This is a genomic window from Paraburkholderia sp. BL25I1N1 (assembly GCF_003002025.1).
In the GTDB taxonomy this organism is placed as follows: Bacteria; Pseudomonadota; Gammaproteobacteria; order Burkholderiales; family Burkholderiaceae; genus Paraburkholderia.
In genome coordinates this window covers 197,603-214,223 of record NZ_PVZB01000002.1, presented here as the reverse complement: position 1 = coordinate 214,223, position 16,621 = coordinate 197,603, and the positions used below count along the sequence as shown (strand labels likewise).

Annotated in this window: 15 protein-coding genes; 11 read left to right on the top strand and 4 right to left on the bottom strand. The window is 63.9% G+C overall.

Annotated features, from left to right (window positions below; genetic code table 11):
* Nucleotide 1: 1 nt before the first annotated feature.
* From B0G73_RS03795 to B0G73_RS03785, 3 genes are all read right to left on the bottom strand, one after another.
* Nucleotides 2-916 (bottom strand): ABC transporter permease, encoded by a 915-nt coding sequence (locus B0G73_RS03795; protein ID WP_106278039.1) that lies wholly within the window; start codon nt 914-916, stop codon nt 2-4.
* 96 nt (nt 917-1,012) lie between these two features.
* Complete coding sequence (locus B0G73_RS03790) at nt 1,013-2,308, bottom strand: PotD/PotF family extracellular solute-binding protein (RefSeq protein WP_106278037.1); 1,296 nt, start codon at nt 2,306-2,308, stop codon at nt 1,013-1,015.
* A 97-nt stretch (nt 2,309-2,405) separates the two neighbouring features.
* Nucleotides 2,406-3,464 carry an ABC transporter ATP-binding protein gene (locus B0G73_RS03785; RefSeq protein ID WP_106278036.1) on the bottom strand — a complete coding sequence of 353 codons (1,059 nt, stop codon included), beginning with the start codon at nt 3,462-3,464 and terminating at the stop codon, nt 2,406-2,408.
* 317 nt (nt 3,465-3,781) lie between these two features.
* On the opposite strand from B0G73_RS03785, the gene B0G73_RS03780 reads away from it, so the two are divergent.
* Genes B0G73_RS03780 through B0G73_RS03770 form a run of 3 tightly spaced genes read left to right on the top strand, consistent with a single transcriptional unit; the run spans nt 3,782 to nt 6,077 of the window.
* The gene (locus tag B0G73_RS03780) at nt 3,782-4,747 is read left to right on the top strand and encodes a polysaccharide deacetylase family protein (protein WP_106278034.1); all 966 of its coding nucleotides are present in this window, start codon (nt 3,782-3,784) and stop codon (nt 4,745-4,747) included.
* On the top strand, nt 4,744-5,496 hold the full coding sequence (locus B0G73_RS03775) for a GntR family transcriptional regulator (RefSeq protein ID WP_106278032.1): 753 nt from the start codon (nt 4,744-4,746) through the stop codon (nt 5,494-5,496). The genes B0G73_RS03780 and B0G73_RS03775 overlap by 4 nt, the downstream gene beginning before the upstream one ends.
* Nucleotides 5,487-6,077, top strand: a complete 591-nt coding sequence (locus tag B0G73_RS03770; protein ID WP_106278030.1) for a flavin reductase family protein — start codon at nt 5,487-5,489, stop codon at nt 6,075-6,077. The genes B0G73_RS03775 and B0G73_RS03770 overlap by 10 nt, the downstream gene beginning before the upstream one ends.
* A 54-nt stretch (nt 6,078-6,131) precedes the next feature.
* Here B0G73_RS03770 and B0G73_RS03765 read toward each other — a convergent pair whose 3' ends face one another.
* On the bottom strand, nt 6,132-7,718 hold the full coding sequence (locus B0G73_RS03765) for a gamma-glutamyltransferase family protein (RefSeq protein ID WP_106278028.1): 1,587 nt from the start codon (nt 7,716-7,718) through the stop codon (nt 6,132-6,134).
* 417 nt (nt 7,719-8,135) lie between these two features.
* On the opposite strand from B0G73_RS03765, the gene atzF reads away from it, so the two are divergent.
* The 8 genes from atzF to hpxZ all read left to right on the top strand — a co-directional run bounded on the left by atzF (nt 8,136) and on the right by hpxZ (nt 16,621).
* Nucleotides 8,136-9,980 carry an allophanate hydrolase gene (gene atzF, locus B0G73_RS03755; RefSeq protein ID WP_106278026.1) on the top strand — a complete coding sequence of 615 codons (1,845 nt, stop codon included), beginning with the start codon at nt 8,136-8,138 and terminating at the stop codon, nt 9,978-9,980.
* A gap of 23 nt (nt 9,981-10,003) precedes the next feature.
* Nucleotides 10,004-11,101 (top strand): BMP family ABC transporter substrate-binding protein, encoded by a 1,098-nt coding sequence (locus B0G73_RS03750; protein ID WP_106278024.1) that lies wholly within the window; start codon nt 10,004-10,006, stop codon nt 11,099-11,101.
* A 40-nt stretch (nt 11,102-11,141) separates the two neighbouring features.
* Entirely contained in the window at nt 11,142-12,257 is a 1,116-nt protein-coding gene (locus B0G73_RS03745; RefSeq protein WP_106278022.1) for an ABC transporter permease, read from the top strand.
* Nucleotides 12,250-13,176, top strand: a complete 927-nt coding sequence (locus tag B0G73_RS03740) for an ABC transporter permease (RefSeq protein ID WP_106278020.1) — start codon at nt 12,250-12,252, stop codon at nt 13,174-13,176. The genes B0G73_RS03745 and B0G73_RS03740 overlap by 8 nt, the downstream gene beginning before the upstream one ends.
* A 61-nt stretch (nt 13,177-13,237) precedes the next feature.
* On the top strand, nt 13,238-13,930 hold the full coding sequence (locus B0G73_RS03735) for a cysteine hydrolase family protein (protein ID WP_106278019.1): 693 nt from the start codon (nt 13,238-13,240) through the stop codon (nt 13,928-13,930).
* Between the two features lie 2 nt (nt 13,931-13,932).
* The gene (locus B0G73_RS03730; RefSeq protein WP_181196485.1) at nt 13,933-15,543 is read left to right on the top strand and encodes an ABC transporter ATP-binding protein; all 1,611 of its coding nucleotides are present in this window, start codon (nt 13,933-13,935) and stop codon (nt 15,541-15,543) included.
* Entirely contained in the window at nt 15,540-16,235 is a 696-nt protein-coding gene (locus tag B0G73_RS03725) for a cysteine hydrolase family protein (protein ID WP_106278017.1), read from the top strand. Before B0G73_RS03730 ends, B0G73_RS03725 begins: the two co-directional genes overlap by 4 nt.
* Entirely contained in the window at nt 16,226-16,621 is a 396-nt protein-coding gene (gene hpxZ, locus B0G73_RS03720; RefSeq protein ID WP_106278015.1) for an oxalurate catabolism protein HpxZ, read from the top strand. Before B0G73_RS03725 ends, hpxZ begins: the two co-directional genes overlap by 10 nt.

Here is a 16,621-nt window from a genome sequence, read left to right as displayed (position 1 = left end):
TTCACAACTCCTTGCGGATGTCGACCACCCGCGTCAAACCCCACACGATCATCAGCACCACGGCGAGCAGCATGATCGCGTTGGCCGCCGCGGCGGGAAATTGCAGGTAGCCGGTTTGCACCTGAATGATCTTGCCCACCGACGCGATCTGCTGGCCGCCCATTACGCCGACGGTCAGGAAATCGCCCATCACGATCGTGATGACGAAGATCGAGCCGATCACGATGCCGGTTTTCGACAGCGGCAGAACCACGTCGCGCACCACTTGCCAGCCGCTCGCGCCGGCGTCGCGCGCGGCTTCGAGGAGCGAGCGGTCGATGCGCATCATCGCGTTGAAGATCGGCACGATCATGAAGAAAGTGTAGAGGTGAACGAAGGCGAGCACCACCGAAAAGTTCGAATACAGCAGCCATTCCAGCGGCTGGTCGATCAGATGCGCACCGAGCAGCGCCTGATTGACGAGGCCGTTGCGCCCGAGCAGCGGCATCCACGAAATCATGCGGATCACGTTCGAGGTCCAGAACGGAATCGTGCAGACGAGAAACAGCACGGTCTGCATGCTCGTGGTGCGCACATGGAACGCGAGAAAGTAAGCGATCGAAAATCCCAGCAGCAGGGTCACTGTCCACACGATCGCGCAGAACTTGAGCGTCGACCAGTAGGTCTTGAAGGTGACGCAAACGTCCGTGAGCGACGAACAGCCGTTGAAGATCGCCGCGTAGTTCTTCAGCGTGAATGCGGGAATGATCTGGTATTCGTTGAAGTCCCAGAAACTGACGATCAGCGTGATGACCAGCGGCACGATGAAAAACAGCAGGAAGGTCAGCGAGAGGGGCGTCGCCTGCAACCACGCCGGCGCGCGGCGATGTTTGACGGGCTCGTCCTGCGCGTGCGAGGGAAGGTCGATCGTTGCCATGGGCGTATTTCTAAGGGGCGGACTATGCGTTCATCCGGACAGGTGGTGACAGCCGGCGTGTCGCGTGCCGGCTGTCATGGCGAACCACGGCTGTGATCAGGCCGCGATGAACTCGTTCCACTTCTGGACCATGTAGATGTTCTCGTCCATCACCGCGTTCCAGCAGGCAATCGCGCCCATGCGCTGGTTGTACGAGCCGCCGTCGCGCACGGTACCGGCTTTTTCGAGCAACAGGCCGTCCGGTGCCTTGATGTCCTGCGCGGCTGGTTTACCTTCGATCCAGTAGTCCCACTCGTACGGCTGCATGTGCGTTTTCGCGGTTTCCAGCACGCCCGAGTAATAGCCCTGACGCATCAGATACGCGCCCGCCCAGCCGTCCTGGAACCAGTTGACGAACTCATAGGCGGCGTCGAGCTTCTTGCCTTGCAGCGAACGCGGGAAACCGAAGCCCGACGCCCACGAACGATAGCCTTCCTTGAGCGGCTGAAACTTGCAGGCGACACCCATGGTTCGGACTTTCGTGACCGCCGGCGACCACATCGACTGGATCACCACTTCGCCCGACGCCATCAGGTTCACGCTCTCGTTGAAGTCCTTCCAGAACGCGCGAAACTGGCCGGCGCGCTTTGCTTCGATCAGAATCTTGATGGTCTGGTCGATCTCGGCCTTGGTCATGTTGCCTTTGTCGCCGTATTTCACGTGACCCATCGCCTCGATCGCCATGGCCGAATCCATGATGCCGATCGCGGGAATGTTCAGCAGCGCCGCCTTGCCCTTGAACTGCGGATTCAGCAGTTCCGCCCAACTGTCGATGGGCCGCTTGATCAGGTCGGGCCGAATGCCGAGCGTATCCGCGTTGTAGGTGGTGGGGATCAGCGTCATCCATTCGGTCGGCGTGGCGGAGAATTCCGTCGAGCGCGCGCCAGTGAGGAACATCACCTTCTTCGGCGCAGTGCCTTGATCGCCGATCTTCTTGCCGTTCACTTCGCCGCGCGTGAGCACCGGCGTGATCTTGTCCGCGAGCTTGATGCGCTTCGCGTCCATGCCGGCCAGCGTGCCGGCCGGAATCAGCTTCTTGAGCGCGAAGTATTCGGTGTCGACAATGTCGAACGAGTTCGGTTGAGTGATGATGCGCTTGGCGACGTCGTCAGTGGTCACCGGCACGTATTGAATTTCGATGCCGGTGTCTTCCTTGAATTTCTTCGCGATGTCGGCGCTCTGATTGACCGCCGTGCCGAGGTAGCGCAACGTGATTTTTTCCTGCGCGTGCACGTACGGAAAGCCGGCAATGCCGGCCGCCGCCACCGCGCCCTTGATGAACGTGCGGCGCGACAGGCCTTTTTCCTTCACATCCGTTGCGGCCGCTGCCGGGCTTTCGTTCGCTTCACTCATTGCTTTCTCCTCAGTTGACGTTCGATTGACGTTTGGTTGGCGTTTGGTTATCGCTTGTTCGAAGTTGCAGCCACGTCTGGACGACTCGGTTCGTTACTCACGCCGCAAGCGGATGCGCGTCCCGCTCTTCCCACCAGACCACCACGCGCGCCTCGGGGCCGAGCCGCGCCGGGTCGTAATCGCCGTCGCTCACCAGCGAGACGAGCTCGGGCGAACCGTCGAGCGGGTCGAGCGTCACGCGCAGATGCGTGCCTTGATATTCAGCTTCACGCACGGTGCAGGGCACGCCGCCGATGCGCGTCATGCCGTTGTCGCCGCTCGCGTTCTGCACCGGCGTAATGCCATGCGGCACGACACGCAGATGATCCGCGCGCACGGTGAACGCGCGGCCATTGGTATTGAAGACGTTGTGACCGCCGAGAAAGCGCGCCACGAACTCGGTGCGCGGACGGTTGAACACTTCGTGCGGCGTGCCGCTTTGCTCGATACGTCCATGGCTCATCACCACCACGAGATCGGCCAGCGCCATTGCTTCTTCCTGCGAATGCGTGACGTGCACGAAGGTAATGCCGAGTTCTTTCTGCCAGCGCTTGAGTTCGGCGCGCATCTGCACGCGCAGGAACGGGTCCAGCGCGGAAAGCGGTTCGTCGAGCAACAGGCAGCCCGGCTGATTCAGCAACGCGCGGGCAAGCGCGACCCGTTGCTGCTGGCCGCCGGATAACTGAGCCGGTTTGCGTTCGGCGTACGCCGACATGGCGACCAGTTCGAGCAATTCGGCGGCGCGTTTGCGTCGCGCGTCCTTGACGACGCCGCGCATCTTCAGGCTGAACGCGACGTTGTCGAGCGCGCTCAGATGCGGAAACAGCGCGTAGTTCTGGAACACCATGGCCGTGCCGCGCGCAGCGGGTTCGGCGCGCGTGACATTGCGGCCGGCAATCAGAATGTCACCGTCGGTGACCGATTCATGCCCGGCGATCATGCGCAAGGTCGAGGTCTTGCCGCATCCCGACGGCCCGAGCAGACAGCAGTACTGGCCACCGTCGATGCGCAGATCGATCGCGTCGACGGCAAGCGAGTCGCCGTATTGCTTCGACACGTGCACCAGTTCGATATCGGCGGCTTTGGTTTCGAGCACCGTTGAAGCAGGCTGAATCATGAAGGGGTGTCCTCGTGAGCGACGATAAAGCAAGGGACGCGGAAAGCAACGCGGCGCCTGAACGAGACCAGGCAAATGCAAGACATGTGCCATGGTTTGCATCGCGATAGCCGATTGATTGCCGACGCGCCGGTGTGCTTAACGTCTACGAGTTGGCTCACATATTGCAAACGATCCGCAGCGTCGATCGTTAGCGATTCCAACGATTCTTTTGCGCGATCGCGGTGCGCGCCGGGTCCGTCGCGGGGCATGAACCGGCCATTCCGGTTCATGCGCTCACGCGGCGCGGCGCTTTTTCTCACCCACGGCTTCTTCAAATGAACGACATACGGAACATGCCCGCCGCAGCGAGTCGCGCGCGTCAATTGCTTGCCACGCATGGCCGCTTCGCGTACCGCCCGATCACCGACAGCGACGCGTACCGCTGGCCCGGCGGCAGCGGGCTCGCGGTCTATCTGGGTTTCAACATCGAACACTTTGCCTTTGGCGAAGGGTTGGGCGCCGCGCTCGGTCCGATCTCGCCGCAGCCGGATGTGCTGAACCATAGCTGGCGCGAGTACGGCAATCGGGTCGGCGCGTGGCGCTGCATCGAACTGTTCGATCAACTCGAACTGCCCGCGGGCACGCTCATCAACACGGCGCTCTACGATCATTGCCCGGAGTTGATCGCGGCCTGCGTGGCGCGCGGCGACGAACTGATCGGACATGGCCATACGAACGCGCACCGTCAGAGCGATCTCGACGAAACCGGCGAACGTGAACTGCTTCTGCATTGCCGGGAACGGATCGCCGAAGTGTCCGGTATAGCGCCGCACGGCTGGCTGTCGCCGTGGATTTCGGAGTCGCATCTGACGCCCGATCTGCTTGCCGAGACCGGTTATCGCTACACGCTGAACTGGTGTCACGACGACCGTCCCGTGCGGATGGCCACGCGCGGTGCGCCGCTCTGGTCGATTCCGTATCCGCAGGAACTCAACGATCTACCGATGATGGTGGGCCGCCATATGGACGGCCGCGCGTTCGCCGACATGATCGTCGACCAGTTCGACGAGATGCTCGAACAGGCCAATCGCGGTGCGCAGCCGCAGTCGCTCCTGATGGGCATCGCGTTGCATCCATATCTGGTGGGGCAGCCGTATCGCCTGCGGCATCTGCGCCGCGCGCTTGAACATATCGCCGCGGCGCGTGCCCGCGGCGACGTGTGGATGACCACGCCGGGCGCCATTGCGGATCATATGGACATGCTGGAACGGGACGGCATCGTGTGCCCGGTCATCGCATGAACGCGAAAGCCGGCGCGGCCACCGCGAAAAAGCCTGTGAAAGACGACGCGGATCTCGACGCACGTATCTACCAGTCGATCTTCGACGGCGTGCTGAATCATCGTCTGACGCCGGGCACGAAGCTGCCGGAGCCCGAGTTGTGCCAGCTGTTCGGCGTGGGCCGGGCGGTGGTGCGGCGCGTGCTGGAAAAGCTCGCGTATGACGGCATTGTCGTCTTGCGGCCGAACAAGGGCGCGGTGATTGCCGAACCCACGCCCGAGGAAACGCGCGAGATCTTCGAAGCGCGCCGCTCCGTCGAACGCATGCTGGTCGAACTGGCCGTGCAGCGCGCGAACGCCAAGGACATCAAGGCGTTGCGTCAACAGCTCGCGAGCGAACATGAGGCGATGCATCGCTTCGATCAGCCTTCCTGGGCGACGCTCGCCAGCGGCTTTCATATGCGTATCGCCGCGCTGGCCGGTAATTCGATCCTGCAAAACTATCTGAAGGAACTGGTGTCGCGCTGCTCGCTGATCGTCGGCGTGTATGAACCGCCGGGGCATGCGCCGTGCGAACACGCGGAGCACGCGGCGATCGTCGATTGCATCGAGGCGCGCGATGCGGCAGGCGCGATGGCGCATATGGAAGCGCATCTGCGCGACCTCGAAGAACGGATCGAAACCTCGCGGATGCGCGGCGAAAAGAGCCTTGGCCAGTTGCTCGGCATCACCGCATCCGTCACTCCCAACCAGGCGCCGACATGGAAATAGATTTCGAAGCGATCACCGAATACCAGCGTTACAAGCTGATGGCGAGCCTGATCGTGCCGCGCCCGATCGCGCTCGTCACCACGCTTGGCGCCGACGGCACCATCAACGCCGCGCCGTTCTCGATGTTCAACATGCTTGGCGAGGAGCCGCCGATCGTGATGATCAGCGTCAACCGCGTGGCCGACGGCACGCTGAAGGACACAGCGGTGAACATCGTGCGCACCGGCGAGTTCGTGGTGCATCTCGCGGACGAAGCCATCGCGGAAAAAATGCACCGCTGCGGCGAAAGACTGCCGCCGAACGTGAGCGAACTCGCCGAAGTCGGCTTGACGCCGGTGCCGAGTTCGCACGTCAAGCCGCCGCGCATCGCCGAAGCGCCCGTCGCGTTCGAGTGCACGACATGGGAGACGCTGGAGACGACGAGCCGGCAGATTTTCATCGGACGCGTGCATCGGTTGCACGCGCGCGACGAGTTGATCGACACGCAAACGTGGCGTGTCCGGCTGCAGCATTATTTCCCGGTGGGCCGCTTCGGTGCGAGCGACTATGTGACCACGCGGGACCGTTTCACCCTCGGGTGAGGTCCCGGCGTCCATCACATAGCCGCGCACCACGTCGCGACACGTCACGTCGGATCACGCCGCGAGCGCCCGGCCGTCGCTGCGAGGATCGTGCGCGCCGGTGGCCGAGCCGTCCGCCTCAATGCGGATCACGCCCGGATGCCCCGCCAATGGACTTTGCGCCGCAATCGCGCTCACTTCATGTCCGCGTGCGGCGAGCGCCGCGAATACGTCGGCGCCGGCGTCCGCTTCGAGTTTCAGCGCGTCGCGCGTGTCGGAGAACGTCTTGCCGAGCAGAAAACGCGGACGGGCGAGGGCGGTCAGCGGGTCCATGCCGTAGTCGATCAGCCGCGTGAGAATCGCCGCCAGCGTTTGCGGCTGACCGTCCGCGCCTTGCGTGCCGAACAGGAGTTGCGGGCGGCCGTCCTTGACATACATGCCGGGATTGAGCGTATGGAAAGGCCGCTTGCCCGGCTGCACGGCATTGTGATGTGCGGGGTTCGTGCTGAACGATGCGCCGCGGTTGTGCCACAGAAGGCCGGTGTCGCCCGCCACCACGCCGCTGCCCCAATCGAAGTAGACCGTTTGCAGCACGCTCACGCTGCGGCCTTCGCGATCCGTCGCGCCGATGAACACGGTATCGCCCGGACGGAACACATGCGGCCATGCGCGCGCTTTACGCAGATGGATCGAGCGCGCGTGGGCGTCGAGCGTGGCGGGTGAAAGCATCTGGTCGAGCGGCACGAGGTTGAACTCCGGATCGCAGACGAAGCGGTCACGATCCACGAACGCGCATTTCACCGCTTCCACCAGCAGGTGATAGTAATCGGCGCTGCCTTCCGGAATGGCGGCAAGATCGAAACGTTCTAGCGTGCCCATGATCTGCAAGGTCGTGACGCCTTGCGTGGGCGGCCGCAAGCTTATTAGTTCGCCGCCGCGATAGGCGACCCGCAACGGTGCTTCGTTGCGCGCGTGCGTGCGGGCCAGGTCGCTGGCGCTAAGTGGGGAACCGGCTTGCCGGAGACCATGGGCGATCCGCTCAGCCAGTTCACCTTCGTAGAACTCACGCGCGCCGAAACGCGCAATACGATCGAGGCTCTTTGCCAACGCGGGTTGAACGAAGCGCTCGTCGATCGCGGGAATGTGGCCGTGCGGCGCGAAGGCCGCCGCGAAGCCGGGCAACGCCTGCAATTCGCCGGCGCGCAGGGTTTGCCAGAAATGTTGCGACGGAGTGACGGGAAAGCCGTCGGCGGCAAGTTCGAGTGCACGGTCGAACAGCGACGACCACGACTGCTCGCCGCCCCAAACGCTTTGGCTGATTTCGTAAGCCTGATGCCATGTATCGACGGTCGCGGCGGTGGTGATCGCAGAAGCCGGACCGCGTACTGGAATCGCAGCGTCGAACTCCGGCAGTTGCGCCGCGGCCTGGCCGATGCCCGATAAGGTGCGCAACGTGCCTTGCCGGTCGCCGATGACCCAGAAGGCGTCGCCGCCAAGGCCGGTGAAATGCGGGTACGTCACGCACAGCGCGGCGCCGATCGCGATGGCCGCTTCAATGGCATTGCCGCCCGCGCGCAGGACCTCGCGGCCGGCTTCGCTGGCTAACGCGTGCGGACTGGTGACCATGCCGCCTCGCGCGACGGCGGGTTGTGGATCGTGCATCGATGCTCCGCTACTGAGGGTTCGCGAAAACGTGTCGCGAGTATAGATCGTAGATTGCGCGCGAGGCGAAGCAACGCGCGGTCGCTGCCGCGCGCGCCGATGAGCGACAGCGCATGAGATGGTGCGAGCGTTCGTGGTGGCCCCGGCATCGCAGCCCGCGTTGCCGAAGCGCGCGCCGGCGCGAATCCAGGGCGCGTGAGCCCCGAGTTGGTGAGCGCTGCACCACGGGCAGCGCGCGGCGGGGTCTTGTCAGCGCCGCGATGCGCGCGCCGGCACGGATGGGACAGCACCGCCCAGCAAGGCTTCGAAGCGATTTGGCGAGGCTGAATCAGCGCTTGGCATAGCTCCTGCTAATTTGAGTCCAAACTTGTATTCAAGATTGAACTCAAGGAAAAACAGGTGCCTATTTCTTCACCCATGACGGTCAAGGGTCTGCTCGCCGCATACGCTGCGGGGAGCCTGACGCCGACTGAAGCCGTATCATCGGCGCTGGCGCGAATCGACGAAATCGACCGCCCCGAAGTCTGGATTCTGCGCGTGCCGGCAGCCGACGTGCAGGCTCGCGCGAAGGCACTCGAAGCGTTATACGACGCGCAAGGCAGCGCCGTGTTCGAGCACATGCCGCTGTTCGGCGTGCCGTTCGCGGTCAAGGACAACATCGACGTCGCCGGCTTGCCGACCACGGCCGCTTGCGACTCTTTCGCCTACACGCCGGACACGTCGGCGTTCGCCGTGCAGCGGCTCGTCGATGCCGGCGCCATCCTGATCGGCAAGACCAATCTCGATCAGTTCGCCACCGGCCTCGTTGGCACGCGTTCGCCGTATGGCGCCGTGCGGCACAGCGAATCGCCGTTGCGCGTGTCGGGAGGTTCGAGTTCGGGTTCGGCGGTCGCGGTGGCGACGGGTTGCGTAGCGTTTTCGCTCGGCACCGACACTGCGGGTTCCGGCCGCGTGCCAGCCGGATTCAACGGGCTGGCCGGTCTGAAACCTTCGCTGGGACTGGTCAGCAAACGTGGCGTGGTGCCCGCGTGCCGAAGCCTTGATACGATCTCCGTGTTCGCACACGACGTGGACGATGCCTGGCGCGTGCTGACCGAAATCGCCTGTTTCGATCCGCTCGACGGCTACTCGCGCAAAGTGCCGGCTCTCGGCTTGTTGCGTTCGGCTCCACGGATCGGCGTGCCGGAGCGCCTGGAGTTCTATGGCGACGCAATAGCGAGCCAGGCGTTTTCACAAGCGCTCGACACGCTCACGACGCATCTGCATCTGCCCACGCAAGCAATCGACTTCGAGCCGCTCAAAGCCGTCTCCGCCTTGCTCTACGACGGCCCGTGGGTCGCGGAACGGCGCGCGGCGCTCGGCACGTTCTTCAAAACCCATCACCAGGCGATCGATGCGGTCGTGGCCAAAGTGATCGGCAAGGCCGAGCAGTTCAGCGCCGCCGATGCCTTTAACGGTCAGTACGCGCTAGCGGACCTGAAGCGTCACGCCGAAGCACTGTTCGAAACGATCGACGTCCTGATCGTCCCCACCACGCCGACGCATCCGTCAATCGCCGACGTGCAGGCCAATCCGGTCGAATTGAACAGTCAGCTCGGCTATTACACCAACTTCGTCAACCTGCTGGATCTATGCGCGCTGGCCGTGCCGTGTCAGCGGCGCAGCGACGGCTTGCCGGCCGGTGTGACGCTGATCGCGCCGAGCGGCGCGGACCGGCGCCTCGCCGAATTGGGCGCACGGATTCAGGCGTTGTTCGCGAATGGCGCCGAAACCGTGGAGGCCGCAACAACAACCACGCTCATCCAGCCGTTGCCGTTTCAGGAGCCCACCGTCACCCTCGCGGTGGTCGGCGCGCATCTGCGCGGCCAGCCGTTGAACTGGCAACTCCAGCAAGCCGGCGCGCGTTTCGTGAAAGCGACGCACACCGCACCAGGCTACAAGCTCTATGCGCTCGCCAACACCCAGCCGCCGAAGCCCGGCCTCGTGCGTTCGACGGAACCGCAAGGCCGGCCGATCGCCATCGAACTCTGGGAAGTGCCGCTGCGAACCTTCGGTCAATTTGTCGCCGACGTGCCCGCGCCGCTGGGCATCGGCACGTTGCAACTCGCCGACGGGCACAGCGTGAAGGGCTTCATCTGCGAGCCGTCCGCCGTGAGCGACGACAGCGGCGCACTCGATATCACCTCGTTCGGCGGCTGGCTCGCGTATCTGGCCAGCCTCAAGCCAAAGCCGCAAGCCAGCCCTCAGGCCAACGCTCTTTAACCTTCGATCAGGAATTGGACACCATGACCAGCCGCCGCCATTTCATCAAGAGCGCCAGCCTGTTGACGCTCGGCAATATTCTGCCCATCCAGTCGGTGTTCGCCGCGCCGAAGACCACCGTCGGCGTGATCTACGTCGGCGCGCGCGGCGACTACGGCTACAACCAGGCGCAGGCACAAGCGGCCGCGGTGATCAAGAAAATGCCCGACGTGAAGGTGGTGGAGGAAGAGAACGTGCCCGAGACCATCGCCGTGCAGAAGACCATGGAAGCGATGATCGAACAGGACGGCGCGACGCTCATCTTCGCGACGTCGTTCGGCTACTTCGACCCGCATGTGCTGAAGATGGCGGCGAAGTATCCGAAGGTGCGATTCGCTCATTGCGGCGGGTTGTGGAAGCAGGGCAACCCCTCGAACATCACCAGCTACTTCGGCTATATCGACGAGTGCCAGTACCTGAACGGCGTGGTCGCCGGTCATATGACGAAGAGCAAAAAGCTCGGCTTCGTCGCGGCCAAGCCGATTCCACAGGTGCTGCGCAATATCAATTCGTTCACGCTCGGCGCGCAGTCGGTCGATCCGTCGATCACCACGCAGGTGATTTTCACGGGCGACTGGTCGATGCCGGTCAAGGAAGCGGAAGCCACCAACAGTCTCGTCGATCAGGGTTGCGACGTGCTGACCTGTCACGTCGATGGTCCAAAGGTCGTGGTGGAGACAGCGGAAAAACGCGGCGCAATGAGTTGCGGTTATCACGCGAGCCAGGCCGCACTTGCGCCCAAGGGATATCTGACCGGCGCGGAATGGGATTGGGCGACGCCGTACAAGCAACTGGTAACGGGCGCGCTAGCCGGCACGCCACAACCCAACGTCTTGCGCGGCGGCCTGAAAGAAGGCTTCGTGAAGATGTCGCCGTATGGCGCGAAAGTGACGGCCGCCGCGAAGCAGAACGCCGACTCGATCAGAAGCAGCATGGTGGCCGGCAATTTCGTGATCTTCAAAGGCCCGATGAAGGACAACAAGGGCGGCACGGCGATCGCCTCGGGCGCGAGTCACAGTCAGACCGACTACACGTTGGAGAGCATGAACTATCTGGTCGCGGGTGTCGTCGGCCAGATCTGATTCCGGTGACGGCGATGTTTGCTTCAATCAAGGAGCCGTGATGCGCCCCAATGCCTCTGCCGCGAGAGTGATGCTCTCGCTCCTGCCCGCGCTGCCGACCGTGCTGGCGGTGCTCGGCACCTTGCTGCTGTTCTCGCTGTTCCTGCTCGTGCAAGGCCAACCGGCGCCCGACGCGATCGCGCTGATTTTCCAGGGCGCATTCGGTTCCTCGTTCGCGTGGCAAAGCACTTTGTTGCGCGCCGCGCCGTTGATGCTGACCGCGTTGTGCGTCGCCTTGCCCGCGCAAGTCGGCTTGATCGTGATCGGCGGCGAGGGCGCACTCGCGCTCGGCGGCATGTGCGCCGCCATCATTCCGCAGATGCTGCCGCATAACACGCCCTGGCTCATCGCCACACCGTTGATGGCGCTCGCGGGCATGCTCGCCGGCGGCGTCTGGATCGGCGCGGTCGGCGCGTTGCGGCAATGGCGCGGCGTCAACGAGACGATCAGCAGCCTGTTGATGTCGTATATCGCGATCGCGGTATTCAAGCATCTCGTGGAAGGGCCGCTGCGCGATCCCGCGAGCCTGAACAAACCGTCGACGCTGCCGGTGCCCGACGCGATGATGATCGGTTCGATTCCTGGACTCGACACGCATTGGGGGCTGCTTTGGGGTGTCGTTGCATGCGTCGCGGCATGGGTGTTCGTGAAGTTCAGCACCAAGGGTTTTGCAATGCGCGTAGTCGGCGGCAGCAATCGCGCGGCGCGTCTGGTCGGTTTGCCCGTCAATAGGCTCGCGCTGACGGCATGCGTGCTGGGCGGCGCCGCGGCGGGCCTCGGCGGCATGTTCGAAGTCGCTGCCGTGCAGGGCAGCGCGAACGCGTCGCTACTCGCGGGCTACGGTTACGCGGGCATTCTCGTCGCCTTCGCGGCGCGCCAGAATCCGCTCGCGATCATCGCGTGCGCGCTGATGATCGGCGGCATCGAGGCGAGCGGCAGTCTGCTGCAACGGCGCCTCGATCTGCCCGATGCCACCACGCTCGTCCTGCAAGGCCTGCTGTTCGCCAACCTGCTCGCGTGGGAAGCGCTCGGCGGGCGCATCGCCGCATGGCGCGTGAAGTTGCAGGCCATTGCGCAGACCGATCTTGCCGTGCAACTGGAGCAGACCCATGCCTGATATGCACTCGCCCATCGTCATTCTGTTGCTGTCGCTGTTCGCGGGTGCGATCCGCGTCAGCACGCCTTATCTGTTCGTCAGTCTCGGCGAGTGTCTGACCGAGAAGGGCGGCCGCGTGAATCTCGGCCTGGAAGGCATTCTCGTGTCCGGCGCGATGAGCGGGTACGCCGGCGCGTTTCTGAGCGGCTCGCCGTGGATCGGCGTGCTTGCCGCAGGCTCGGTCGGCTTGCTGCTCGGCTGCCTGCACGGTCTCGTGTGTTCGTTGCCGCGCGTGTCGGATATCGCGTTCGGTATCGCGTTGATGCTGCTCGGCACCGGGCTTGCGTTCTATCTCGGCAAACCGTTTATCGAACCACAAGCGCCGATGCTGCCGTTCATCGACCTCGGCGCGTGGAGTTCGTCGCCGCAATTGCATAACGCGCTGCATCTGAATCTGCTGTTCGTGATCGGCGTGGCGCTCGCGTTCGTTCTGCAATGGGGCTTGCGAAATACGCGTTGGGGCATGGTGCTGCGGCTCGTCGGCGATCACGCGGAAACGGCGCGGGCGATGGGTTATCCGCTCACGCGTGTGCGTATTGCGGCGACTGCGGTGGGCGGGTTATTTGCGGGCGTCGGCGGTGCGTATCTGTCGCTGGTATATCCCGGCAGTTGGAATGAGGGGCTTTCCAGCGGGCAAGGGCTGATGGCGGTTGCGCTGGTGATCTTCGCGCGCTGGCAGCCATTGCGCTGTCTGTGGGCCGCCTTGCTGTTCGGCGCGGCGGGCGCGCTCGGTCCGGCGTTGCAGGCGATTGGCGTGACGAGTGGCTACTACCTCTACAACGCCGCGCCGTATGTGCTCACGCTCGTGATCATGATCATCAATTGCCGTCCGGACCGCACGTTGGCGGGCGCGCCTGGCGAGCTGAGCCTGACGCGTTGACACGCTCGCCCATTCGCGGACCTTGCCGATATTCAGGAACCCAAACCAGGACACCCAGACCATGACCCGATTCATCGAAGCGAGACCCTACCCGTGGCCTTACGACGGCAATCTGCGCCCTGAGAACACCGCGCTCGTGATCATCGACATGCAGACGGATTTCTGCGGCCACGGCGGCTATGTCGACAAGATGGGCTACGACCTCTCGCTCACGCGCGCGCCGATCGAGCCGATCAAACGCGTGCTGAAGGTCATGCGCGAACAGGGCTTCACGATCATTCACACGCGCGAAGGCCACCGTCCCGACCTCTCCGATTTGCCGGCTAACAAGCGCTGGCGCAGCCGCCGCGCGGGCACCCCCGGCGTGGGCATCGGCGACGATGGTCCGTGCGGCAAGATCCTCGTGCGTGGTGAACCGGGCTGGGACATCATCGACGAACTGAAGCCGCTGGCGGGCGAGATCGTGATCGACAAGCCCGGCAAAGGCTCGTTCTGCGCGACCGATCTCGAACTGATCCTGCGCACGCGCGGTATCGAGAATCTGATTCTCACCGGCATCACGACCGATGTCTGCGTGCACACGACCATGCGCGAAGCCAACGACCGCGGCTTCGAATGCACGGTGCTCGCTGACTGCTGCGGCGCAACTGACAAAGGCAATCACGACGCCGCCTTGCACATGATCACGATGCAAGGCGGCGTGTTCGGCACGGTGTCGGACTCCGGCGCTTTGCTGCTAACGCTAGGTGGATGATCATGTCGACCGTACGGCAAGCTCTCGGTGTGGAAGTGATGCATGCGAGCAAATCGTTCGGCGCGTTTCGCGCGCTGGACGATGTCTCGATCAAGGTGAAGGCCGGCACGATCCACGCGCTGCTCGGCGAAAACGGCGCGGGCAAGAGCACGCTCGTGAAGGGGCTGGTCGGCTACGGCGTGCTCGACGACGGACAGATCGCCGCCGACGGCCGCGAGGTGCACATCCATTCGCCGCGCGACGCGCAAGCGCTCGGTATTGGCATGGTCTATCAGCATTTCACGCTGGCGTCGGGCTTGTCTGTCGAAGAAAATCTGCTGCTCGCGCGCGGGCAGATGCCGTGGAAAATCGACTGGAAAGCGGAACGCGCCGCGTTAGTGGCGTTCATGCAGCGCATGCCGTTCCGCCTGCCGCTCGATGCGCCGGTCGCGGCGCTTGCCGCGGGTGAAAAGCAGAAGCTCGAAATCCTCAAGCAACTCTACTTGCAACAGCGCTTCCTGATACTCGACGAACCAACGTCTGTGCTGACGCCGCAGGAAGCCGACGAAGTGCTCGGCCTGATGCGCGACCTGACCACGCGCGGCGAGCTGACCGTGTTGATGATCACGCACAAGTTCCGCGAAGTGATGGCCTACGCGGACGACGTCACCGTGTTGCGCAAGGGGCGCCAGGTCGGCACCAGCGCGGTGGCGAACACGAGTCGCGATGAACTCGCCGCATGGATGATGGGCACAGTGGCAGCGAGCGATGCGCCGGTCATGGCCGCGGCGACAGAGGAACGTGTCCCGCGCAAACCGCTCGATGAATCGGCTCAAGTGCGTCTTGCACTACGCGACGTATCCGTGGAAGACGATCGCGGTCACACGGCGGTGAAGCACGCGACGCTGTCCGTGCGCGCGGGCGAAATTCTTGGGCTCGCGGGCGTCTCCGGTAACGGTCAGAAGGAACTCGTGGAGGCGCTAGTCGGCCAGCGTCGCGTGAAGACCGGCGACATGCAGGTCGCCGGCAAGCCGTACCAGGCGACCCGCGAGCAGATGACGCAACGGCGCGTCTTCGCGATCCCCGAAGAGCCGCTAAAAAACGCCTGCGTCGGGGGCATGAGCGTGGCGCAGAATCTCGCGCTGCGCGACTTCGACCGCGAGCCGTTGCGGCGCGGCGGCTGGTGGCTCGATCGCCGTGCCATGCGCGAGCGCGCCGTGCAATTGATCGGCGAATTCAATGTGCGGCCGCCCGTACCCGAGCGCGCGATCGGCACGCTGTCGGGCGGCAATGTGCAGCGTGCCGTGCTGGCGCGCGAACTCGGGCAACCGGTGGATGTGCTGATCGTCGCGAATCCGGTGTTCGGTCTCGACTTCGCATCCGTGGCCGATATCCATGCGCGTCTGATGGCCGCGCGCGACGCGGGCGCGGCCGTGCTGCTGGTCAGCGAAGACCTCGACGAACTGCTCGAACTCGCGGACCGCATCATGGTGATCGCCGAGGGCGAACTGGTGTACGAAACCCCGGCGGCACGCGCGGATCGCACCGTGCTCGGCCAGCATATGGCCGGCCACGGCGACACGCCCACGCAACCCGCCGTGCCCGCCGAAAAACTCAGGGAAGCCATCGGATGACATCGACTAACACGCTGACCATCGACGCCCAACCCGGCCCGTTCAGCTTCGACTCCGCGAAAACCGCGCTGATCGTGATCGACATGCAGCGCGATTTCATCGAGCCGGGCGGCTTCGGCGAATCGCTCGGCAACGACGTCTCGCTGCTCGCGGACATCGTGCCGACCGTGGCCGCGTTACTGGCTTTTGCACGCAAGCAGGGATGGTTCGTCGTGCATACACGTGAATCGCATGCTCCGGATCTGTCCGACTGTCCGCCGGCCAAACGTCTGCGCGGCGCGCCGAATGCGCGCATCGGCGACGCCGGGCCGATGGGCCGCATCCTGATTCGCGGCGAACCCGGCAATGCGATCATCGAACCGCTCGCGCCGCTGGCCGGCGAACTGGTGATCGACAAACCCGGCAAAGGCGCGTTCTATGCGACCCGCCTCGGCGAGGAACTCGCCATACGCGGTGTCACACATCTGGTGTTCGCCGGCGTGACCACCGAAGTGTGCGTGCAAACGTCGATGCGCGAAGCCAACGACCGCGGCTACGACAGCCTGCTGATCGAAGACGCCACCGCGAGCTATTTCCCCGCCTTCAAACAGGCGACGCTCGACTTGGTGCGTTCGCAAGGCGGCATTGTCGGCTGGACCGCGCCTTTTTCTTCATTGATCGAAATCGACGAGACGACCCGAGCATGGAAGTAAATCAGCCCGAAATCGTGGCACAGGTGCACGCGGCGTTCATCGAATACGAGCGCGCGCTGGTCGATAATGACGTCGCGGCGATGAACGCGCTGTTCTGGCACACGCCGGAAACGGTGCGCTACGGCATCGCCGAAATTCAGCATGGCGGCGAGGCGATCCGCGCGTGGCGCGAGCGCTGCGAGCCGGTGCCGAAGTCGCGCAAGCTGAATCGAACCGTGGTGACGACCTTCGGCACGGACTTCGCCACCGTGAGCACCGAGTTCACTAGCGACACCACGCCTCTGCTTGGCCGCCAGATGCAGACCTGGGCGAGACTCAATCCCGATGAAGGCTGGAAAATCGTCGCCGCGCACGTGAGTCTCATCCATTCGCCCGCCAGCCCATGA

Bases quoted from the DNA above. Each gene is read 5' to 3' on its own strand.
- B0G73_RS03795 (WP_106278039.1), bottom strand. From the start codon at position 916: ATGGCAACGATCGACCTTCCCTCGCACGCGCAGGACGAGCCCGTCAAA.
- B0G73_RS03790 (WP_106278037.1), bottom strand. From the start codon at position 2,308: ATGAGTGAAGCGAACGAAAGCCCGGCAGCGGCCGCAACGGATGTGAAG.
- B0G73_RS03785 (WP_106278036.1), bottom strand. From the start codon at position 3,464: ATGATTCAGCCTGCTTCAACGGTGCTCGAAACCAAAGCCGCCGATATC.
- B0G73_RS03780 (WP_106278034.1), top strand. From the start codon at position 3,782: ATGAACGACATACGGAACATGCCCGCCGCAGCGAGTCGCGCGCGTCAA.
- B0G73_RS03775 (WP_106278032.1), top strand. From the start codon at position 4,744: ATGAACGCGAAAGCCGGCGCGGCCACCGCGAAAAAGCCTGTGAAAGAC.
- B0G73_RS03770 (WP_106278030.1), top strand. From the start codon at position 5,487: ATGGAAATAGATTTCGAAGCGATCACCGAATACCAGCGTTACAAGCTG.
- B0G73_RS03765 (WP_106278028.1), bottom strand. From the start codon at position 7,718: ATGCACGATCCACAACCCGCCGTCGCGCGAGGCGGCATGGTCACCAGT.
- atzF (WP_106278026.1), top strand. From the start codon at position 8,136: ATGACGGTCAAGGGTCTGCTCGCCGCATACGCTGCGGGGAGCCTGACG.
- B0G73_RS03750 (WP_106278024.1), top strand. From the start codon at position 10,004: ATGACCAGCCGCCGCCATTTCATCAAGAGCGCCAGCCTGTTGACGCTC.
- B0G73_RS03745 (WP_106278022.1), top strand. From the start codon at position 11,142: ATGCGCCCCAATGCCTCTGCCGCGAGAGTGATGCTCTCGCTCCTGCCC.
- B0G73_RS03740 (WP_106278020.1), top strand. From the start codon at position 12,250: ATGCCTGATATGCACTCGCCCATCGTCATTCTGTTGCTGTCGCTGTTC.
- B0G73_RS03735 (WP_106278019.1), top strand. From the start codon at position 13,238: ATGACCCGATTCATCGAAGCGAGACCCTACCCGTGGCCTTACGACGGC.
- B0G73_RS03730 (WP_181196485.1), top strand. From the start codon at position 13,933: ATGTCGACCGTACGGCAAGCTCTCGGTGTGGAAGTGATGCATGCGAGC.
- B0G73_RS03725 (WP_106278017.1), top strand. From the start codon at position 15,540: ATGACATCGACTAACACGCTGACCATCGACGCCCAACCCGGCCCGTTC.
- hpxZ (WP_106278015.1), top strand. From the start codon at position 16,226: ATGGAAGTAAATCAGCCCGAAATCGTGGCACAGGTGCACGCGGCGTTC.